The sequence below is a fragment of the Ammoniphilus sp. CFH 90114 genome (assembly GCF_004123195.1).
Lineage (GTDB): Bacteria > Bacillota > Bacilli > Aneurinibacillales > RAOX-1 > YIM-78166.
The window spans coordinates 567,051-587,181 of the sequence record NZ_SDLI01000001.1 but is presented as its reverse complement, the minus strand read 5'-3'; the positions used below and the strand labels follow the sequence as shown (position 1 = coordinate 587,181).

The following is a 20,131-nucleotide window of genomic DNA, read 5'->3' as shown; positions in this document are numbered from 1 at the left end:
CTTACATCACTCGCTTAAACATTTTTTCAATCTCATACTTCGAAAAGTGAATAATAATCGGTCGTCCATGAGGACAAGTGTAAGGTGAAATGGTTTCTCTAAGTTTGTCTAACAAAGCTTCCATTTCGATATGACTTAGATATCGATTGGCTTTTATCGCTGCTTTACATGACATCATGATCGCGGCTTTCTCGCGCAGTTTCACCGTATCAATCTTAGTTTCCCCACGAATAATCATCTCCACCATCTCATGGATGGTTGCTTCCTCTTCCCCTTGTATAAACCATCTAGGATGAGAACGAACAAGGAAGGTCTGGTTCCCAAAAGGTTCCATCTCTAAACCAACTTGATTGAATAAGTTCATTTTTTCTTGTACTTGCTTCATCTCTTTAACGGATAAGTGGATCGAGAGAGGAATTAGCAAATCCTGTAATTCTATCTGTTCCTCACTGAGCTTATTCAGAAAGTATTCATACCAGATTCTTTCCTGTGCTGCATGCTGGTCAATGATATAAAGACCCTCTTCACTTTGGGCTAAGATATAAGATCCATGAAGCTGAGCTAAAGGATAAAATTCTGGTACAGCGGGAGTTGGTGTGGGGGGGGAGTCCACCACTTGTGGAAGCTTTTGTCCTTGTTCGTTCTGCTCTTCCTTCTCCTCAGCCGAGCGTAGGAGCCACTCTGTATATTTCATCGTCGTCTCTGCATCCTCTGCACGCTGATAGAAGCGTTCTTTCTCTCGAGGTTCCTGGATATAAGAAGCCGGAGTCCTACTCAGATCTAGACGAGTCTGTGCTGTATCCTCCACTGCTTTTGAACGGGTAGGTTCAGGAATTAATCTCTGCCTTCCCCATATCTTCTTAACTTCCTCTTCAACGAAGGCAAGCAGCTCCTGTTCCTTACTTAGGCGAACTTCGAGCTTGGCCGGGTGAACATTGACATCAATTAACGTCGGCTCCAGCCGGATATTTAATATCGCAATGGGGTAGCGATTAATAGGCAACAAGGTATGATACCCTCGCAAAATAGCATTGATCAGGGCATGATTCCGAATGTATCGCCCGTTTATTAAAAGAGTGATGTAGGATCGATTAGCACGAGTAATCTGAGGGTTTCCGAAGTATCCCTCCAACTGAAAATCAAGATTACTCGCTTGCAGGTGTTCCATTTCCTTAGCAATCGGCATGCCATACACCGCTGCAATAACATGTTGCAGCTGACCATCTCCATAAGTCTTAAATAAAGTCTTGCCATCACTGGTTAGCAAGAAAGATATTGAAGGGTAAGAGAAAGCCAGACGGTTCATATAGTCAGAAATATGACCTAGCTCCGTTTGAATGCTCTTAAGATATTTCAGTCGGGCAGGTGTATTAAAGAATAAGTCCTTCACCATGATGTCCGTTCCTTTAGGCTGAGCAACAGACTCCACCGTTTTTTTCTCTCCGCCCTCAAGGATGATTCTCGTCCCCGCTTGTCCCGTTTCTCTGCAGCTCTTAAGCTCCACTCGTGCCACCGCGGCAATACTCGGCAAGGCTTCCCCTCGAAAGCCTAATGTAGAGATATGAAAGAGATCTCGATCTCTTTTAATCTTACTGGTTGCATGTCGCTCGAAACAGAGCTCACAGTCTTGCACCGCCATGCCGCAGCCATCATCAATAACCTGGATGAGACTTAAGCCTCCCTCTTTCACATGTACCTCGATGCGCTTACTGCCAGCGTCAATGGCATTCTCGACAAGCTCTTTAACTACAGATGCCGGTCTCTCGACTACTTCTCCAGCTGCAATCATATTGGCCAGACGATCGTCTAATACTTGAATAACCCCCACTTTTCCTACACCTACTTTCTCTTAGGGGTTGTTATGGTTATCATCTTATCATACCATACAATCAAGCTAACACGGAAAAGGAACTCATGTCTAATAGGTTGAGTTCCTCATCAATTATTTAGAATAGTAATATTGGATAGAATCCTGCATCTTCGTTGTGACTTTGTCTTGATCCTGGAGTAGATCCATATGGCCAATAACCTCTGACAAAATCAACGACATCTCTTGCTCGATCCGCTCTCCGAACATCTGATTGGCAATTTCCCATGCTGTTTTTGCTCCATCTTGGAGATAGGTAAGCATACCCTCTGCTCTTTGCTCCTGACGTTCCAAGCGGTTCAGAATAAGCTCACGGACTTCCGAGATGGTTTCGCCATGACCAGAGTGAACGCGCTGAATATCAAAATCAAGACACCTGCGCATCGAGTCCCGATATTGAAGCAATGTCTTGGGTCGTTCTGTTCCCTCCACTTGCGGCGCTTCAAGTATAGCATTGGAGGAAATATGTTTAATCAGATGATCTCCGCCTATCATAACCCTCTGCTCTTGCTCATAGAAACAGAGATGATCTTGAGAGTGTCCGGGCATATGATAGATCTTCCAATTTTCATGACCAGGTAAACTTTCCCCGTCCTGCAGCCAACCAAATATGGGTGCGCTTGTACCATATACGTCATATAAATGGCTTAGTCCAATGGCCTTTTTCGCCTCTGTTTCTGGGACTCCATGACGTAAATAGAACTGATTAAAGTATTGAACAGCCTGTTTCATTTTTTCTTCATGCCTGGTCACATACATTTCACTAAGAGGATGGCAGTAAAGCTTAGCGTCACTCCTCTCCTGAACTCTTGTTGCTAACCCATAGTGATCAACATGATGATGAGTCAGCAGAATTTGATCTATATCAGATGGTTTCAAACCGTAAATGGATAAACCTCGTTCTAGAGCCTTCCAGGCTTCTTCTGTATTAGGCCCTACATCAATGAGCGATACAGCATCGCCGATCAGTAAATAGACATTCACGTCGCCAACGGCAAATGGTGTAGGAATAATGATCCGCTCGATCTTCCCTTTTTTGCTTGCGGTTAACACTCACCCACCCCCTGTTACAATGACTGAACAATCACTCAATAACATATTATACCATACAGAAATTGAAGATGCTCTAGGAAATTGGGGTATTTTATTTATTAATAAAGCATGAGTGGAGGTTAGAACGTTGGAAAACAACCAAAAGACTACTAGAAAACAGCCAAGCCACCCTTTTTCAATCCATCATTATGACAGTGCACTCGACCCAGACCAGCTAGAAGAGGGGCGGGTGGAAGGTCTTAGTGTTTATGAGATGATGTACCAGAAACAACAGGAGCGAAATAATAAGACCACCTAGAAAAAGGTGGTCTTTCGTATTGGATGGTTTCCTTCCCTCCTAATAACGATGAAATTCTTCGGGTGTATCAAAATCCAACTCATTATCCATGTAATAATTAAGCTTTCCTTGTGCACCCAGATTTTGATCTACGGTTTGGATCATCTCATTGAGAAATTGAACAGCTGATTCATCCGTCTTCAGACTAGCCGATGTTACAACGGGGATATTCTCTTCTCCTAGCGTGATGGTCATAGCAAAGTGCCGGTTAACAAGCTCAATGATAGACTCCATAAGATTTTCTTGTGTAGACATATAACCTTCCCCTTACCTTAAGTGATGCCCTTAGTATATCCACCACTTAGTCTTTCAATATATATACATCTACCTGCTGTACTCCATATTTCATAATATTCCTTCTAGATTGATTGATAAAAATATCAATTTTCTTGCCCTTTATGGCTCCCCCAGTATCCTCCGCTACAGCTAAAAAACCTTCAGACGGTAAATATGGAGATTGGTAGCCGGTAACATACACCTTCGTTCCAAGGGCAATGACTTTCGGATCGACGGCTATCATGCCAAACTTGACTTTTTTACCCGTGGCGGTCCTTGAACCTACATGGGGACCATAGGCTGTCGATTTCATAGACATTTTCGTCTTATATTCATAGTGACTTCCTGATACGGAAACTATTTTTTCGTTAAGTGGAGGTGGATTCCCAAATGCCATGCGGTCAAGGAGGACAGCAGCTTCTGCTCGCGTGACCCTTTTCTTTGGAGCAAAATAATGATCCTCCATACCCGAAATCCAGCCTTGCTGGACAGCGATATAGACAGATTTTCGAGCTCCTTTGCTAATAGCCTTATCATCTTTAAAAGGATGTGGAGTTTGTTTTTGCTTCTTCTTATCTGGCTGTTTGAGATGGGCAGCAATGGTCACCATTTCTTCCCTTGTCAAAAAGCCAAATCCATCCCGTTTATCCTGCCTAGAATTTGAACCTCTATGTAAGTTTAAAATTTTGGTTGCCATACTCAGAAACTCTTCTTTCGTAATTTCAGCTCGGGGGTAATAGTTAGGTCCATTGGCAACAAGCAAGTTTTTTTCAGCTAATCTTACCAGATGCGGTTTTGCCCAGTAAGTCTCATTAAAATCTGAGAAAGCCGAGCTTTCCGTAGTGGAAAAGACAAGAATAAAGGCAAGCAGCCCAAAGCTCATAAAGGATCGACACAAAAGCCTCAATTTCATCCCTCCTCTTGATGTACACCTTCCCATCTATATGTCCCCATGTCGATCTTTATACTAAAAAAAGCTTAGGTGAATTACCTAAGCTTTTGCTTGAGCTCATGAAGATAGTTGAGTGCTTGCAAGGGTGTCATATTTAGCAAGTCGACTTCTTTTAGATCTTTGACTATTTTTTCATATTTTTTCTTTGATTCATCTATCTTTTCCTTTGGTGGTTCATGAACTGCAAAAAGGTCTAGCTGTAAGTTTTCACTACTCGCAGCCTGTTCCACTGAACCAACTAAGGGGGTGTGCTTATAGTTGGCTAGGAGTTCCTGAGCTCTGCTAATTATATTACTTGGCAAACCGGCCAGCTTGGCACAGTAGATACCATAACTCTCATCGGTAGCTCCCCGCTTCAGCTTTCTTAGGAATATCACATTGCTCTCTTTCTCTTGGACAGCCATGTGAAAGTTTTTCAAGCAGGGAAGCTCGTCCTCTAGGATAGCTAATTCATGGTAATGGGTAGATACAAGGGCTTTACAGCCTACTTCACTATGGAGAAACTCAATAACGGCTTGAGCAATGGACATCCCATCATGTGTAGAGGTCCCTCTTCCGATCTCATCAATGATAACCAAACTGTTTTTCGTAGCTTGGGTGGTCATCAACTGAATATCTTTCATTTCAACCATGAATGTGCTCTGACCGCCAACTAAATCATCAGCTGCCCCAATGCGGGTAAATATTCGATCTACTAAGGACAAGGTCGCCTCATTAGCAGGGACAAAACTACCTAGTTGGGCCATAATCACAATTAAAGCTAACTGGCGCATGTAAGTACTCTTCCCAGCCATATTGGGTCCCGTAATCAGTAACATACGTTGATCCTCATCATTTAACATCGTATCATTGGCGATAAAAGATTCTGTTTCAAGTACTCTCTCTACTACAGGATGCCTTCCTTCTACGATGGCTATAGACGATTGATCGGCTATGCGTGGACGAACAAGACGATGCTCTTGAGCAACCTCGGCCAATGAACTAAGAACATCAAGAGAGGCCACTTCCCTAGCCAATGCCTGAAGTCTTGCAATTTCCACGGCTACTTGGTTTCGAATATCAACAAAAATTTGGTACTCTAACTCCGTTAACTTCTCTTCTGCCTCAAGAATGAGTGCTTCTTTCTCTTTCAACTCCGGGGTAACAAATCTCTCTGCATTGGCTAAGGTTTGCTTTCTTTCATATCGACCAGAGGGAATGGACGCTAAATTAGCTCTTGTCACTTCGATATAATAGCCAAATATTTTATTGTAGCCTATTTTTAAGGACTTAATGCCCGTTGCTTCACGTTCTTTCTGTTCTAGCTCAGTAATCCACTTTTTACCGTCTCGGCTAGTCATCTTTAGTTTATCTAAATACTCATCATAACCTTCACGAATTAAACCTCCATCCTTTAAGGAGATCGGTGGTTCTTCAGCGATCGCATGACCTATAAGATGAACGATGTCCTCGCATTCATCGAGCCCTGCAACGATTCGTTCCAGCCCAGTAGGAAGAAGGTACGATCCGCCGCGTAACAGTCCTTTAATATTTGGTATGCACTCCAAGGAGCTCCGCAAATTGGCCAGATCCCTAGCGTTTGCATTCCCATACGAGACTCTCCCTGCTAAGCGCTCTAGATCATAAATGGATTTCAAATAATTCCTTAGTTCGACCCGTAACATGAATTGTTGAGTAAAGAATTCCACGGCATCTAAGCGCTGTTCGATCCTGTCCCGATTAGCAAGAGGCTTGTCTATCCATTTTCGTAACATACGAGCTCCCATGGGAGTAATAGTATGATCTAAATACCAAAGAAGAGAACCCTTTTTGGACTGATCCATTAAAGTTTCTGTCAATTCTAGATTTCTCTTTGAGTAGAGATCGAGCATCATATATTGTTCTGATTGATAAATGTCTAAGGTCTGAATATGTCCCAAAGTTCTCTTTTGAGTCTCCATTAGATAGGACAGCAGTAGTCCAACATTCTTCCGGAGCAGAGGCTCTTCCAGCTCTACAGAAAACTGAGACCTCGCTAACCTCACTAGCTCCTCTTCATTATGGCCTTTTAGTAGCTGAATGGCTCCTACACCCATAACATGGAAGCGGTCTTTTAACATCTGACCTTCCTCATTATGGTAGACCAAGATTTCTTTTGGTTGGAAGGATAAAGCTTCCCCGATCAGTTGCTGCGAAGAATGAAATGAGCCAGCATGGAAATGCCCGGTCGAAATGTCACATGCCGCCATGGCAAATTGACCTTTCTCCATCCAGACTGATACGAGGTAGTTGTTCTCCCGGTCAGACAACATCTTTCCTTCCATAACCGTACCAGGAGTCAACACTCGAACAACCTCTCGCCGAACAACCCCTTTGGCCACCCTAGGATCTTCTACCTGTTCACATATTGCAATTTTATAGCCTTTCCCTAATAATGCCTGTAAGTAGGAATCAACAGAGTGGTAAGGCACCCCACACATGGGAATCTTCTCTTCTCCGCCCCCATCTCGTCCTGTAAGGGTTATCTCAAGTTCTCTTGCAGCTAAAACAGCGTCATCGAAAAAAAGCTCATAAAAATCTCCTAAACGAAAAAAAAGAAAGGCATCTGGATAGTCTGCCTTAATTGATAGATATTGTTCCATCATCGGTGTATATTTAGCCATTAGACTTCCTCTCCTAAATCACAAATCGACACTATTATATCATACAATGAGTGATTTCTTATGAGAATAGGGAGGGATTTGCCAAGCGACCCGAATATCTTGGAACTCGTTCCACACCTCCATACGAAACATCATATCGCGGAGTGGATTTATATAATGTTGGTATTTCGAATAATCATTTGTTTTCTCCAACTTTGCCCAAACAGAATGTACGGCACTTAATACAATGTCTTTATTCCCTTCATAAAATGCTCTCTGAACGGTGGGATTTAGAACCGGCAGCTGATGAAGTTCAGTATAGGATTCCGCAATGAGTTTGGCTAAGGCCAAAACTCCTTTGGTCACTCGGGGAGAAACTAGCCAACTTGGGAGTGTACGGTATTCAAAACCACCGTGAAATTGTTTCCTAAAATCCCCAAGAAAACCATATTTAGGTCTACGATTGAGGGAATGATGATTTTCAATTAACATGAGAGGAAGGGCTAAGTATGAATCCAAAGCTCGTAAAAAAGAAGAATTCACGGGTGCTCGACTAAAGTGAATATGCCCACCGATAGGATAACCTTTTAGTGGCATGCCTCCTGCCAACCATTCAATGGAGGAGTTTCCTATCTTCTTTTCAGCGAAGAGCATGGTCTTATATAGGTTCACTGTTAGTTGCCTTGGGTCTTGAGTGGGATCTGGTCGCAATTCCGCTAGAGGCAGCTGTTTTCTTGTTTGATCACTGCGAAGCCATATATGATCGCATCCCACTTTCCCTTTCTTACCAAAGTAACGGGAGGCCAACACCATTTTACCGCTCGTTTTGTTCCTCAATACAAATTCAGGATCTGCACCGAGGGTAACAGGTTTAGGTTTCCTGCTATACACGGCTACATACTCATGTATGGCGTTAGCAAATTTTTGGGCTAGATCTCCATTTAATCTAGGGGTAGGTGTAATATCAATAACTTGCATACCCCCATTAAGGCCGATCGCAATCAGTACACCACCAAAGTCCAACCCAACCGAATACAGACTGCGAACAGCTAAGCGAAGAACCTTACGTACTTCTCTCACGCTTCGATTCATTGGAATTTCTTCATATGAATCATCCGTACTGGCGGAAATTTCATTGGTCAACCATACTTTTCGACCACGTGATCGGAAGAGAGCAAGTTCTTGCTGCTGAAAAACGGTAACGAAATACCTCCTGATTGTAGACACTTTGGAAGAACGCTGATTACTGTCTACTGTGGGAATCCCATTCCACTTCAACATATCCAGCATAAGTCGCCTGTTAGATACGTTGGCTAACCCTTCTGCTCCATTTAGCACATGTCTGGAAGGATCCTGTGCCGTAAAGGAATTACCTCCCCATTGGATGACAACATCCGCATCTTCATTGGTCAGAGTGGTACCACTCGGGATCTTCAGGAGAGACAGTAATGGCGCCAATGAGTTCTGCTTAGAATATATCAAGAATGCTGACATTCAACTCTTCCTTTCTCCAACATCAAGGGATGGTCCTCAATGCCAAGAATACCGCAATAGCTCCATATCAGCATATGCGCCTATTCCAAGAGGGTGCGAATCAAAAATTAAATGGGTATACAACAAGAAAACAAAAAGGGAGGTTCACCCTCCCTAACCTTTTTTAATCAAGGTCATCGATTAATCCATCAAGATCATCGAAGTCTTCCACATCTTCAAGATCTTCGAAGTCGACATCCTTGTCGCCATCATCACAACTATCGCAAATGACAACACATAACTTGGTTTCACCGATGACTTCTACTGCAAATTCACTCTCCACTCTTACAACAATGTCTCCGCCTGCAGAAATCCGCGCTTCGAGACAGTTCGGTTGCTGGGTTGCTTGAGCGTGAACCTCGAGCTTCCCACGGCAATTGTTGTCATAGAAGGACAGAGGAACATTCTCAACGAACGAAACATTTTCCTTGATTACTGCCGTATCCGTATTGTTGTTAAATGATACCCAGATTTGAATATCATAGGAACCCGAAACCTCGATCACGTCACCTACCTTATCCGCATCGAAGGAGTGATTGATAATCCAGCATCCCAAGATGTTGGAAGGGGTTTGCTTAGGGGTAAGGGTGTGGGTTCTTTGAGAGAACTTACGACCTTTTCCACAGACCGCTTTTGTAATAATTTCACGGCACTGCATTTCTTTATCTGTACTCGGCATGTTTTTACCTCCTCCATACTGCTTTTCAGTACATTTGTATGCAGGACATTCGTCTAGGGTGCAAGATTCACTTTGTTAAAAGTGAATTCACAAACGTACTTCCAAACCTTGAACATTTTTCTATGTTTACTTCAGCCTATGCAGGTCATTCGTCTAGCGTTCTTACTTCTTAAACAGAGGAAAAAGAAAAAGAGAGCGCTCATAAGAGCACTCTCTAATTATCCTATTAGCAGCAACCACAGTCATCGTGATCCCCGGCTCCAGCTTTCGGATAACCGGTTTCACCGCTTAGCGGATCCCCGCCAGTCGATACGATGATATTCTGGGATACTGTATTTGCAATTACATTCGTTACCATTTGCAATAGATCGTTTATATCCAATTGGGTTTGTTTGAATTCTGCCACAACAGGAATTTCATCAAGTTCTTGCTGAAGTTGGTCAATTTCAGCTTCCACTTTTTTAATGAGTTCCGTGCGACCTAGATGTTCTAATGCGACCGCTTCTTTCTGCTTTTTCTTAATGGCACTGATAAGCTCCTGTATTTTAGCGTTGCCTTTAATTTGTTGTTCTGCTTTTTTATAGAATTCCACTTCATTGGATCTTGCGATAATGTCCGCTAGTTCCTTCGCTTTATCTACGATAATTGATTGATTAATAACTTGTTGTTCGTTCCCCATCCCCATCTTAAACCTCCACCTTCGTCATAAGTTCCCCATATAATGTCCATGTCTTAGCCTCTGTAATTTTAACATGGACAAACTTACCGATACAATCCTTTGGTCCTACAAAGTGCACTAATTTATTACTTCGAGTTCTTCCGGATAAAACATTAGGATTATTCTTTGATTCTCCCTCTACTAGGAGTTCAACGACTTGTCCCGTCAGTTCTTCATTCTTTTCTCTTGCAATACGATTAACAACCTCCATTAGACGCTGAAGACGTTCCTTCTTCACCTCTTCGGTAATATCGTCTTCCATTCCTGCAGCAGGTGTACCGTGCCGAGGAGAATAGATGAAGGTATACGCAGAATCATATCTTACCTCTTCTACCATAGAAATGGTATCTTGGAATTGCTCTTCTGTTTCACCCGGGAAACCAACAATAATATCCGTAGTTAAAACAGCATTAGGAATGGCCTTCTTAATTTTGTTGACTAGTTCCATGTATTGTTCTCTCGTGTACTTGCGAGCCATCTTCTTGAGGATCTCCGTATTTCCGGATTGAACAGGAAGATGAATGTGCTCAACAAGATTCCCACCCTTAGCAAGAACTTCAATCAGATGATCATCAAAATCACGCGGATGACTCGTAGTAAAACGTACTCGAGGGACGTCAATCTTGGATATATCGTCCATTAAGTCTCCAAAGAGGTAGTTGCGGTCGGTTAGGTCCTTACCATAAGCATTAACATTCTGTCCTAACAATGTAATTTCCTTATAACCCTGTCTCGCTAGTTCTCTTACTTCGGAAACAACATCTTCCGGTAAACGACTACGTTCTTTTCCTCTTGTATAAGGAACAATACAATACGTACAAAACTTGTCACAGCCGTACATAATGTTGACCCATGCTTTTAGTCCGCCCTCACGCACCTTGGGCATGTTCTCTATGACGTCTCCTTCTTTGGCCCATACCTCTACGACCATTTCCTTGCTATATAAGGAGTCTCTTAAGAGAATAGGAAGACGGTGGATATTATGTGTTCCAAAAATCAAATCGACATGTTGATACTTCTGTAGAATGCGATTGACCACAGACTCATCTTGAGACATACATCCACAAACGCCAATAATCATCTCGGGCCGTTCTAACTTAACCGCTTTAAGCGCTCCAAGATGACCAAAAACCTTGTCTTCTGCATTTTCACGGATCGCACAGGTGTTATAAAGCACTATATCAGCCTGACGCTCATTATCCGTAGAGGTATATCCCATGTTCTCGAGAATACCGGCAATCGTTTCACTATCATGTTCATTCATTTGACATCCAAATGTTACAAGGCAGTACGTTTTATCCTTGCCCAGTTCCTTAAGTTCATCAGGTATAGGGTCAAAATTGACGACCATTATTTCTTCTTTCCCACGACGTTTAGCTTCTTTTTGGAAGTATCCAACATCCTCTGCTGTTTTTGGTTTTTTCTTCTTAGATTCACCATTGTACGTCGTTTGGAAATATTGGCTATAATCCTTGTCAGACATCAAATCACTCCTTATGGAATAAGACGTTCTCGCATTTATCTGAAACACCTTAGCGTGTTAGTGGACATAATTATTTTTATTATTGTTCACACTTTAACTACCCTATTATAACAAATGACTTGTCAAAGTAAAACTTATGTACGCTAGCCTTAGATTTTTATAGAAAAAAGAAACAGCCACCTCATTGTGACTGCTTGGCTGGTTATCTTTCTTTAACTTCGATAACTCTCTTCAATCCATTTTTTTCATTTAAATCTTGTTCCGCTCTTTTTCTGGCTTCTTCTTGGTTATTCGCCAGCATGTGACCGGTGATTTGTTTTCCTTCTGTTGTCTCAAATAAAATTTGATATCTACCCATATGTATCACCTATGCCTATATTTTTTTTCCGACATTTATTTTAAATGGAAAATCGTTCGCCGTCTATCCTTTTTTATTTGTTTTACTATTCAACATACGGAGGAGTTGCCCAGAATCGGCTGTAAACCTCCGTTCCAGAGCGAATCTCATCGTCAAACAACTCCCAGAGATCAAGGACCTGCTCATATACCCAGCGCGTTTTTTTCCCATCTGTTTCCCATATCTCGTCTTCATATTCTTTTCCCCATTGATTTGCTAGTATCGCTGCTTCGTCCTCCGAATCAGCCTTTAGTAAAACTAGGGTTTCACAGTGAGTAGGCAATTCTCCTATTGCTTCCAAACGAAATAATACAGATGCAGTATACCACACTCGCTCCACCTCCCTTGGTTATTCCGCTACTTCATGATAAGCTTACGTTTCCCTAACCAAGATGGCTCCATGCACTGGTGAATCTTACATGCCATGTTTTGCGTTCAGCAGGTAAAGCTAAAGGTAGTTGACATAAGGAGGTGTAGTTCACTTGCCTAATGACATTTTCCGAAATAAACGTGACTTTGCAAGAGCGGAGTTTGCAACCGAATTCTATAAGCCTGCTGGGCGTCCTCGTCCGCGTGAAGCAAAGTCACAGGTACGACAATATGCCCCTGAGCATTATGAAGGCTTAAAGAATAAGAAGGTTCCTTTCCACAAGAAAATTGGGAACCCTGGTGAGCAATAAACTTTTGCAAAAAAGAGGGGCTGTCCCAAAGCTGTCTGCTTTTGGGTTCGAGCCCCTCTTAACGTTTCTACTTACGTCGTTCTATAGCTAAGATAAATGGAGGATTATTTTTAGGATTAACATATTGGTAGCGAAGAACCATATATTCTGGATAGGATAACCCTTCAACATATTTCTCCACCGCCTCTTTTTCTAACTGGCCCTGTTCATGTCCCCAATAAATGGTCAAAACGACTAATCCCCCTACTTTTAGTAACTCTAAAGAGTTTTCAATCGCCTTGAGTGTTGTTTCTGGCATAGTCGCTATCGTCTTATCTGAACCTGGTAAGTATCCCAAATTAAATACCACTGCAGCGATACTACTCAGTGGAAAATGCAAACGATCATGAGACTGTTGAAAGAGCTCCACACGGTGCCGTAGGTTATATGTTTCTAATAGTTCATTCGTATTATGTAAAGCTTGAGTTTGGATGTCGAAGGCATAAACCTTCCCAACCTCTCCGACCAATTGAGCTAAAAAGAGGGTATCATGACCATTACCCATTGTTGCATCAATGACCCAATCTCCAACTTTTATCCTCGATTGGAGGAGTTGATGTGCATATTGCGTAATTCTCGGGAACATCTAGTTACCTCCTTACTATACAAAAAAGCTTGCCCATCCTTATAGATGAGCAAGCCCTTTCTTTATCATTACATGAACTCAGCGCAAAGCTTATCGAACTTCGCTCCGTCAAATGTTAGATCTTGCTTTGCCAATCCTTCTTCTCTAAATCCTGGAACAAGAGACTGGTAATCTTTAGCTTCCGTGTTTTGGTAGATCAAACCATTAACTAGATCGTTATGCTCCATTAACACACGCATAGCCGAGATTTTATCATTAGGGTTATAACCTTCGATATCGCTTAAGTTCACAACGTTCTCCTTAAACCAATCGTAGGTGTTAATCTTGTTGAAGGTTACACATGGACTAAATACGTTAACCAAAGAAAAGCCCTTATGGTTTATAGCCTTTTCAATAATGTCTGTCATTCCCTTAAGATCACTAGACATCGTTTGAGCAACGAAGGTAGCCCCAACAGATAGTGCTAATTGCATTGGAGATACAGCTGCTTCAATCGCACCCTTAGGTGTACTCTTCGTTACGAATCCAGTTCCACTTCGTGGGGAGGTTTGACCCTTTGTAAGTCCGTAGATTTGGTTATCCATAACGATATAAGTGATGTCAATGTTACGACGAATGGAGTGTACAGTATGACCCATACCGATAGCAAAACCGTCTCCGTCTCCACCAGATGCGATGACAGTCAATTCACGGTTCCCCATTTTCACCCCTTGGGCGATAGGTAATGCACGTCCATGGATACCATGGAATCCATAAGAATTGATATATCCAGAAATACGTCCAGAACATCCGATACCAGAAACTACAGCTAGACTTTCGGGTTCCAACCCTACATTAGCTGCAGCACGCTGAATCGCAGCTTGTACGGAGAAGTCTCCACAACCAGGGCACCAGTTTGGCTTTACATTGTTACGAAAATCTTTAAATGTTGCCATGACTATAACAACTCCTTACATTCTTTATAAACGATGGAAGGCAAGAACGGATTACCGTCGTATTTCAATACAGATTTAATCTTCTCGTGCATACCAACATGAAGCTTAATCTGATTGGCTAACTGAGCTGTTGCATTGTTTTCTATTACGATCACGGTCTTCGCGTTCTCTAAATGCGGTCTTAATTCCTCTGCTGGGAACGGCCAGATCAAACGAACATGTGCTTGATTTACTTTCAATCCGTCTTGCTCAAGTCTCTCAATGGCTTCCTCAATTGTACCTCGAGTAGAACTCATACCAACGAGAAGTACGTCCGCTTGCTCATGCTTCGCATTAACAAGGATTGGATTCGTTACTTTCAGGTTCTTAAGTTTACCCATTCTCTTATCCATCATTTTTTGACGGTTTACTGTATCTTCTGATGGTCTACCACCCTCGTTATGCTCTACACCCGTTACGTGGTGAATTCCATTCTTCACTCCAGGGATCACACGAGGAGAAACTCCATCTTCAGTAAATTCATAACGCTTAAACAGACCACCTTCTTGCTCTGGTTGATCCTCGTCCACTAATTTACCACGGTTGATCTTCACTCGCGTGTAATCAAGCGGTTCTACGGACATCTTTCCTAGGGAAAGCTGAAGGTCTGTTAAAAGGATTACAGGAACCTGGAATTCTTCCGCGATGTTTAAGGATTCCATAGCATCATAGAAAGCTTCTTCGACTGTACTTGGAGCAAGAACAACCTTCGGAATCTCACCATGAGTACCATAGATCATCGCATTAACGTCACTCTGTTCTTGCTTCGTCGGTAAACCTGTAGAAGGGCCCCCACGTTGAGTGTTAACAATAACGATAGGAGTTTCTGTCATACCAGCCAAACCAATGGCTTCCATCTTCAAGGCTAGTCCAGGACCTGCAGACGCTGTGATTGCACGAGTTCCTGCATAGTTAGCACCTAGAGTCATAGTAACCGCTGCAATCTCATCTTCCGTTTGGATAACCGTACCACCAAACTCTGGAAGCTTCTTAATCAAGTATTCCATTACTTCAGAAGCAGGTGTAATAGGATAAGCTGCCATGAAGCGAACTCCACCCGCAACGAATCCAAGCGCGATGGCATCGTTACCGATCATAAACATACGCTTCTTGCCATCAGCAGGATCAAGCTTGAATTCTGGAATGCTTCCACCAGCTTCATTATTTATATATTCAGCGCCCTTACTGATCGCTTCCATATTTTTATCTACAACTTTTTGTCCTTTTTTCCCAAACAGTTCCGTCACAACTTCAGTAAAGGATTCAACAGGCAACCCTAATACCGCGGTAGAAGCTCCCACGGCAACCATGTTTTTCATTAGAGATGTACCTAGATCTTCTGCAAGTTGTGTAAAAGGTACCGAGAATAATCTAACATCCATACCCTCTGGCGCAGTTGGAGAAAACTTACTGTCTGCAATGATAATGCCACCTTTACATAACTCATGAGCATTAACATCAATGGTTTCTTGATCGAAGGCAACTAGGATATCTAAATCGTCGGAGATAGCGCTAATAGGCTTAGTGCTTACGCGCATTTTATTATTTGTGTGTCCTCCTTTGATTCGAGAAGAGAAATGACGATAACCGTACAGGTAATAACCTAAACGGTTCAATGCAATAGCGAATATTTCACCCGTACTGTCTATCCCTTCCCCTTGTTGTCCTCCAACCTTCCACGAAAGTTGACTTAACATGAACTCCACCCCTTCAAACGTTGACATCGTTTTCTTTCTCGAAATACACCTACAAGTTTATCATTTCTTACTTTTAGAAGGAAGAGTATTTCCAATCGATTACTTGACGTACAGCTTCCCTAAAATGTGAACAAATTGTTAAGCTTTTAGCCGTCTCCATTGTAGTCCTATCTACAGAAAAATGCAAGTAATTTTGCGGAATAAATGCGAATTTACAATCTTACATTTTAACCCAAAACCTCACGGAATACTCTCGACCAATTTCCATGGAGCCACTTCGCTACTTGTTCTTCTTTATAATGAACCAATAATGAATTAACTAATTGGGTATAATATTCCATACTCTTCAAATCCACCATCGTTTGCGTAATTCCATCAAAATCAGAACCAAAGGCAATGTGGTCTTCTCCACCTAGTGCTAACGCATGTTCTAAGTGTAAAAGAAAATCATCAATCGAAATCTGCTCCTTATTTGCAATAAAGTAAGGTACAAAAGTGAGTCCAAGCACACCATTCTTCTGGTAGATCGCCTTAATTTGTTCATCGTTTAGATTTCTTTGGTGCTTATGTACACGTAGACAGTTCGAGTGAGAAGCGATAAACGATTGGGACGACAACTCAACCACATCCCAGAAACCTTTCTCTGATAAGTGAGAAACGTCGAGTACGATCCCTAAGCGGTTACACTCGCGCAGAACTTCCCGTCCGAAATGAGAGAGTCCGCTAGGATTAGGTTCCTCTACACCGTCAGCTGCTTCGTTGCGATAGTTCCACGTAAAACCCAGAGCTCGAACTCCAAGACGGTATAAGGTTCGCAGATTCACAATATTGCCTTGCAAGGCGTCTGCACCCTCTAAGGTTAATAATCCTCCACGGATGCTGCTACCTTCCTTCATGACCGTGTCTAAGTCTTTTGCTTTATATATAGGCATTAGTTTACTTTCTTTAACGACCTTCTCATGGAAGATGTCAACCATCTGCAAAGCCGTATCAAAACGGAGCTGAACAGGGGTTTCTGGATAAACAAACATAGCAAAAGCTTGAACTGCTACATTAGATCTTTCCATAAACGAATACTGCACTTGCAACTTTTCATTAGGTGCATAAAAAGATAGGGCCGGCTCTTCCAACAACTTAAGTAAAGCATCACAATGAGCATCGATGATTTTCACTCGAGCATCCTCCTAGGGTTGGCAATATTGCAAACATAATGAAAAACCTGCTTATTCATGAAGAACAAACAGGTTTTACCTTTATATATTATCATAGAATATCATCTTGGCTCTACAATAAGCTTTATAGCCGTACGCTCTTCTCCATCAATTAATATATCTGTAAATGCTGGTATGCAAATAAGATCGACACCACTAGGAGCTACAAATCCTCTTGCAATAGCTACCGCTTTGACAGCTTGGTTAAGCGCACCTGCTCCGATCGCTTGGATTTCAGCTGCACCACGTTCTCGCAGCACCCCGGCAAGCGCACCAGCTACAGAGTTAGGATTGGACTTTGCTGAAACTTTTAATACCTCCATGATCTAGTACCTCCTTGAATAATTGTAGGATTATTACCACTGCTACTATATTCACTAGAACTCCTAAACATTCCACTAACGATTCTTGATCTTTCTAAATTTTCAATTAATTATTTAAAAATTAAATCACCCCTTACTGCTCAAAGGGGTGATCCTCATCAATCCGAATCGGCATAATCTTAACCGCTTTACCTGTTTGAGGATGTAAATCAATGACTACAGCATTTAATTGATTACGTCCTATTGCTACTTCAAAACGAACAGGTAATTGCGTTAGAAATTTTTTTAACACTGCATCTGTTTCCATTCCTAGAATGGAGTCATAAGGGCCAACCATACCTACATCCGTGAGGTAAGCTGTTCCTTTAGGCAATATCCTAGGATCCCCTGTTTGCACATGGGTATGAGTCCCTATAACAGCTGACACCTTTCCATCAAGAAACCATCCCATAGCCTGCTTCTCTGAAGTTGCCTCCGCATGAAAGTCAACAAAAATATATGGAGTACGTTGCTTTATCTTTTGAATGAGTTCTTCTGCAACACGGAAAGGACAATCGAGAGGAGGAAGGAAGGTTCTTCCCATCAGGTTTACAACGGCTAACTCATATTGATTAGATTTGATATAAGTATACCCAGCACCTGGTGTTTCCGGAGGATAATTAGCTGGGCGCACTATCTTCGTTTCATTATCGATGAATTCAAATATTTCCTTATTATCCCATGTGTGGTTACCCATGGTTATCACTTGGACACCAACTTCATAAAATGATTTTGCAATCGTGCCCGTTATACCTCTGCCACCAGCAGCATTCTCTCCGTTTACCACAGTAAACAATGGTTGATATTTTCTTTTCAACTTAGGAAGGTACTCAATAAGCGTATCCCTTCCACCTTTCCCAACTATATCTCCGATAAATAGTATTCTCATGGCTTCACCTCAGTTTATCATTTTCCTTCTTTTTTCTGTTTATTCTAAGGTTAACCACATTGGGCAGCCCTATAAATATTTATAAATTTTTCGCAAACGCTAATAGACCAAAAAAATAAAGTGGCTCTTAGCCACTTTATTTTGCATATTCAACAGCTCTTGTTTCACGAATAACCGTTACCTTAATATGGCCAGGATAATCCAATTCACTTTCAATTTGCTTAGTAATCTCTCTTGCCAATCGATGTGCTTCCAAATCATCTACAACCTCTGGCTTCACCATAATACGGACTTCACGTCCTGCCTGGATCGCATACGACTTCTCCACCCCATCAAAGGATTCTGAGATTTCTTCAAGCTTCTCGAGTCTCTTGATGTAAGTTTCAAGCGTCTCTCTTCTCGCTCCTGGTCTTGCCGCAGAAAGAGCATCAGCAGCAGCTACCAACATGGCAATAACATTATCAGCCTCCACATCTCCATGGTGGGAAGCAATCGCATTAATGACATGAGGGTGTTCATTATACTTCTTGGCTAATTCTACACCAATTTCCACATGAGATCCTTCCACCTCATGGTCAATTGCTTTACCGATATCGTGTAACAAACCAGCACGCTTAGCAAGGATGATATCTTCACCAAGCTCGGCTGCCATCAATCCGCATAAATGAGCAACTTCAATAGAATGCTTAAGCACGTTCTGACCATAACTTGTACGATATCTTAATCGACCCATGATCTTAATTAAATCAGGGTGTAATCCATGGACTCCCGTCTCAAAGGTAGCTTGTTCTCCATATTCTCGAATTCGCTCATCCACTTCACGTCTAGACTTTTCAACCATTTCTTCAATACGTGCTGGGTGAATACGCCCATCAGCTACAAGCTTCTCGAGAGCAGACTTAGCAATTTCCCTCCGAATTGGGTCGAAGCCTGATAATATAACCGCTTCTGGTGTGTCATCAATAATTAAGTCAATTCCAGTCAATGTCTCAAGGGCACGTATATTTCGACCTTCTCTTCCGATAATTCTTCCCTTCATCTCATCGTTCGGTAGAGACACAACAGATACGGTTGTTTCGGCCACATGATCAGCTGCACAACGCTGAATAGCCGTTGTAATGATCTCTCTTGCCCGCTTGTCAGCTTCTTCTTTAGACTTTTGTTCAATGTCTTTTACGAGTATCGCACACTCGTGCTTAACTTCACTCTCAACTTGAGATAGGATAATGGACTTCGCTTCTTCTCTTGTTAGTCCCGATATCCTCTCTAGTTCAACTTTCTGAGTATTATAAAGTTCTTCCACTTTGCTTTGCAATTCTGAGATAGCTCGGTCTCTTTTTTCAAGTTCGACTTCTTTCCTCTCAAAATTATCCAATTTGCGGTCTAGAGTTTCTTCCTTTTGCAGGACACGTTTTTCTAAACGCTGAACCTCATTTCGTCTTTCACGATTCTCTTTCTCTGCTTCGGTGCGGACTTTATGCACCTCGTCCTTCGCTTCAAGAATTTTCTCTTTCTTAAGCGCTTCAGCTTCCTTCCCCGCCTGATCAAGAATCTGCTTAGCAGCTTCTTCTGCACTTGAGATCTTGGCTTCTGCTATGGACTTTCGAATTAGATAACCGATACCGACTCCGACCGCCGTGGATGCAAGCAGAATGGTAATTCCTCCAATACTTAGTAGATCCATCTGTTGTCACCTCCCTGCACCTGGGTCTTAAAGTCATTTTTCAATTTACACATAAACTTTCTCATTGAATTTTAGAAATAATTGTCCATAAGG

The 20,131-nt window shown here is 42.1% G+C and carries 20 protein-coding genes; 2 read left to right on the top strand and 18 right to left on the bottom strand.

All coding sequences use genetic code 11. The features are described 5' to 3' along the window. Position 1: 1 nt before the first annotated feature. A complete protein-coding gene (gene mutL, locus EIZ39_RS03050; RefSeq protein ID WP_129197290.1) occupies positions 2 to 1,828 on the bottom strand; it encodes a DNA mismatch repair endonuclease MutL in 1,827 nt (608 codons plus the stop codon). A gap of 114 nt (positions 1,829 to 1,942) precedes the next feature. After that, positions 1,943 to 2,920, bottom strand: a complete 978-nt coding sequence (locus EIZ39_RS03045) for an MBL fold metallo-hydrolase (RefSeq protein WP_129197288.1) — start codon at positions 2,918 to 2,920, stop codon at positions 1,943 to 1,945. Positions 2,921 to 3,047: 127 nt separating this feature from the next. Between EIZ39_RS03045 and EIZ39_RS26355 the strand changes: the two genes are divergently transcribed. Then, positions 3,048 to 3,218, top strand: a complete 171-nt coding sequence (locus EIZ39_RS26355; RefSeq protein ID WP_164984863.1) for a hypothetical protein — start codon at positions 3,048 to 3,050, stop codon at positions 3,216 to 3,218. 39 nt (positions 3,219 to 3,257) lie between these two features. On the opposite strand, the gene EIZ39_RS03040 is transcribed toward EIZ39_RS26355, so the two are convergent. From EIZ39_RS03040 to EIZ39_RS03005, 9 genes are all read right to left on the bottom strand, one after another. Continuing rightward, positions 3,258 to 3,512: a hypothetical protein gene (locus EIZ39_RS03040; protein WP_129197286.1), complete on the bottom strand. Its 255-nt coding sequence runs from the start codon at positions 3,510 to 3,512 to the stop codon at positions 3,258 to 3,260. Positions 3,513 to 3,558: 46 nt separating this feature from the next. Then, positions 3,559 to 4,446: a 3D domain-containing protein gene (locus tag EIZ39_RS27195; RefSeq protein ID WP_240675676.1), complete on the bottom strand. Its 888-nt coding sequence runs from the start codon at positions 4,444 to 4,446 to the stop codon at positions 3,559 to 3,561. A gap of 74 nt (positions 4,447 to 4,520) precedes the next feature. Then, the gene (gene mutS / locus EIZ39_RS03030; RefSeq protein WP_129197283.1) at positions 4,521 to 7,127 is read right to left on the bottom strand and encodes a DNA mismatch repair protein MutS; all 2,607 of its coding nucleotides are present in this window, start codon (positions 7,125 to 7,127) and stop codon (positions 4,521 to 4,523) included. A 39-nt stretch (positions 7,128 to 7,166) separates the two neighbouring features. Further along, positions 7,167 to 8,600, bottom strand: coding sequence for a putative amidoligase domain-containing protein (locus EIZ39_RS03025; protein WP_129197281.1), 1,434 nt, complete (start codon positions 8,598 to 8,600; stop codon positions 7,167 to 7,169). Positions 8,601 to 8,763: 163 nt separating this feature from the next. Continuing rightward, entirely contained in the window at positions 8,764 to 9,318 is a 555-nt protein-coding gene (cotE, locus tag EIZ39_RS03020; protein ID WP_129197279.1) for an outer spore coat protein CotE, read from the bottom strand. Positions 9,319 to 9,544: 226 nt separating this feature from the next. Further along, a complete protein-coding gene (locus EIZ39_RS03015; protein WP_240675675.1) occupies positions 9,545 to 10,003 on the bottom strand; it encodes a YlbF/YmcA family competence regulator in 459 nt (152 codons plus the stop codon). Between the two features lies 1 nt (position 10,004). Then, positions 10,005 to 11,519 (bottom strand): tRNA (N6-isopentenyl adenosine(37)-C2)-methylthiotransferase MiaB, encoded by a 1,515-nt coding sequence (gene miaB / locus EIZ39_RS03010; protein WP_129197277.1) that lies wholly within the window; start codon positions 11,517 to 11,519, stop codon positions 10,005 to 10,007. A gap of 202 nt (positions 11,520 to 11,721) precedes the next feature. Then, positions 11,722 to 11,877 (bottom strand): hypothetical protein, encoded by a 156-nt coding sequence (locus tag EIZ39_RS26345; RefSeq protein WP_164984862.1) that lies wholly within the window; start codon positions 11,875 to 11,877, stop codon positions 11,722 to 11,724. Between the two features lie 85 nt (positions 11,878 to 11,962). Further along, positions 11,963 to 12,247: a DUF4288 domain-containing protein gene (locus EIZ39_RS03005; RefSeq protein ID WP_164984861.1), complete on the bottom strand. Its 285-nt coding sequence runs from the start codon at positions 12,245 to 12,247 to the stop codon at positions 11,963 to 11,965. Between the two features lie 151 nt (positions 12,248 to 12,398). On the opposite strand from EIZ39_RS03005, the gene EIZ39_RS03000 reads away from it, so the two are divergent. Then, positions 12,399 to 12,596, top strand: coding sequence for a hypothetical protein (locus EIZ39_RS03000; protein WP_129197273.1), 198 nt, complete (start codon positions 12,399 to 12,401; stop codon positions 12,594 to 12,596). Between the two features lie 67 nt (positions 12,597 to 12,663). Here the strand turns inward: EIZ39_RS03000 and mnmM are convergent, their stop codons facing one another. The 7 genes from mnmM to rny form a co-directional block, all read right to left on the bottom strand. Next, the gene (gene mnmM / locus EIZ39_RS02995; protein WP_129197271.1) at positions 12,664 to 13,221 is read right to left on the bottom strand and encodes a tRNA 5-(aminomethyl)-2-thiouridylate-methyltransferase MnmM; all 558 of its coding nucleotides are present in this window, start codon (positions 13,219 to 13,221) and stop codon (positions 12,664 to 12,666) included. Between the two features lie 68 nt (positions 13,222 to 13,289). Continuing rightward, positions 13,290 to 14,156 carry a 2-oxoacid:ferredoxin oxidoreductase subunit beta gene (locus tag EIZ39_RS02990; protein ID WP_129197269.1) on the bottom strand — a complete coding sequence of 289 codons (867 nt, stop codon included), beginning with the start codon at positions 14,154 to 14,156 and terminating at the stop codon, positions 13,290 to 13,292. 2 nt (positions 14,157 to 14,158) lie between these two features. Next, positions 14,159 to 15,892: a 2-oxoacid:acceptor oxidoreductase subunit alpha gene (locus EIZ39_RS02985; protein ID WP_129197267.1), complete on the bottom strand. Its 1,734-nt coding sequence runs from the start codon at positions 15,890 to 15,892 to the stop codon at positions 14,159 to 14,161. 227 nt (positions 15,893 to 16,119) lie between these two features. Next, on the bottom strand, positions 16,120 to 17,064 hold the full coding sequence (locus tag EIZ39_RS02980) for a dipeptidase (RefSeq protein WP_129197265.1): 945 nt from the start codon (positions 17,062 to 17,064) through the stop codon (positions 16,120 to 16,122). A gap of 101 nt (positions 17,065 to 17,165) precedes the next feature. Next, positions 17,166 to 17,426 (bottom strand): stage V sporulation protein SpoVS, encoded by a 261-nt coding sequence (gene spoVS, locus EIZ39_RS02975; protein WP_094835567.1) that lies wholly within the window; start codon positions 17,424 to 17,426, stop codon positions 17,166 to 17,168. A 133-nt stretch (positions 17,427 to 17,559) separates the two neighbouring features. Continuing rightward, positions 17,560 to 18,354, bottom strand: coding sequence for a TIGR00282 family metallophosphoesterase (locus EIZ39_RS02970; protein ID WP_129197263.1), 795 nt, complete (start codon positions 18,352 to 18,354; stop codon positions 17,560 to 17,562). Positions 18,355 to 18,490: 136 nt separating this feature from the next. Then, the gene (gene rny / locus EIZ39_RS02965) at positions 18,491 to 20,038 is read right to left on the bottom strand and encodes a ribonuclease Y (protein WP_129197261.1); all 1,548 of its coding nucleotides are present in this window, start codon (positions 20,036 to 20,038) and stop codon (positions 18,491 to 18,493) included. Positions 20,039 to 20,131 lie beyond the last annotated feature (93 nt).

Coding starts and splice junctions, on each gene's coding strand:
- EIZ39_RS03025 (WP_129197281.1), bottom strand. CDS start 8,600: ATGTCAGCATTCTTGATATATTCTAAGCAGAACTCATTGGCGCCATTA.
- mutS (WP_129197283.1), bottom strand. CDS start 7,127: ATGGCTAAATATACACCGATGATGGAACAATATCTATCAATTAAGGCA.
- cotE (WP_129197279.1), bottom strand. CDS start 9,318: ATGCCGAGTACAGATAAAGAAATGCAGTGCCGTGAAATTATTACAAAA.
- miaB (WP_129197277.1), bottom strand. CDS start 11,519: ATGTCTGACAAGGATTATAGCCAATATTTCCAAACGACGTACAATGGT.
- mnmM (WP_129197271.1), bottom strand. CDS start 13,221: ATGTTCCCGAGAATTACGCAATATGCACATCAACTCCTCCAATCGAGG.
- EIZ39_RS03040 (WP_129197286.1), bottom strand. CDS start 3,512: ATGTCTACACAAGAAAATCTTATGGAGTCTATCATTGAGCTTGTTAAC.
- EIZ39_RS26345 (WP_164984862.1), bottom strand. CDS start 11,877: ATGGGTAGATATCAAATTTTATTTGAGACAACAGAAGGAAAACAAATC.
- EIZ39_RS03015 (WP_240675675.1), bottom strand. CDS start 10,003: ATGGGGATGGGGAACGAACAACAAGTTATTAATCAATCAATTATCGTA.
- rny (WP_129197261.1), bottom strand. CDS start 20,038: ATGGATCTACTAAGTATTGGAGGAATTACCATTCTGCTTGCATCCACG.
- EIZ39_RS02990 (WP_129197269.1), bottom strand. CDS start 14,156: ATGGCAACATTTAAAGATTTTCGTAACAATGTAAAGCCAAACTGGTGC.
- EIZ39_RS27195 (WP_240675676.1), bottom strand. CDS start 4,446: ATGAAATTGAGGCTTTTGTGTCGATCCTTTATGAGCTTTGGGCTGCTT.
- EIZ39_RS02985 (WP_129197267.1), bottom strand. CDS start 15,892: ATGTTAAGTCAACTTTCGTGGAAGGTTGGAGGACAACAAGGGGAAGGG.
- EIZ39_RS02970 (WP_129197263.1), bottom strand. CDS start 18,354: ATGAGAATACTATTTATCGGAGATATAGTTGGGAAAGGTGGAAGGGAT.
- spoVS (WP_094835567.1), bottom strand. CDS start 17,426: ATGGAGGTATTAAAAGTTTCAGCAAAGTCCAATCCTAACTCTGTAGCT.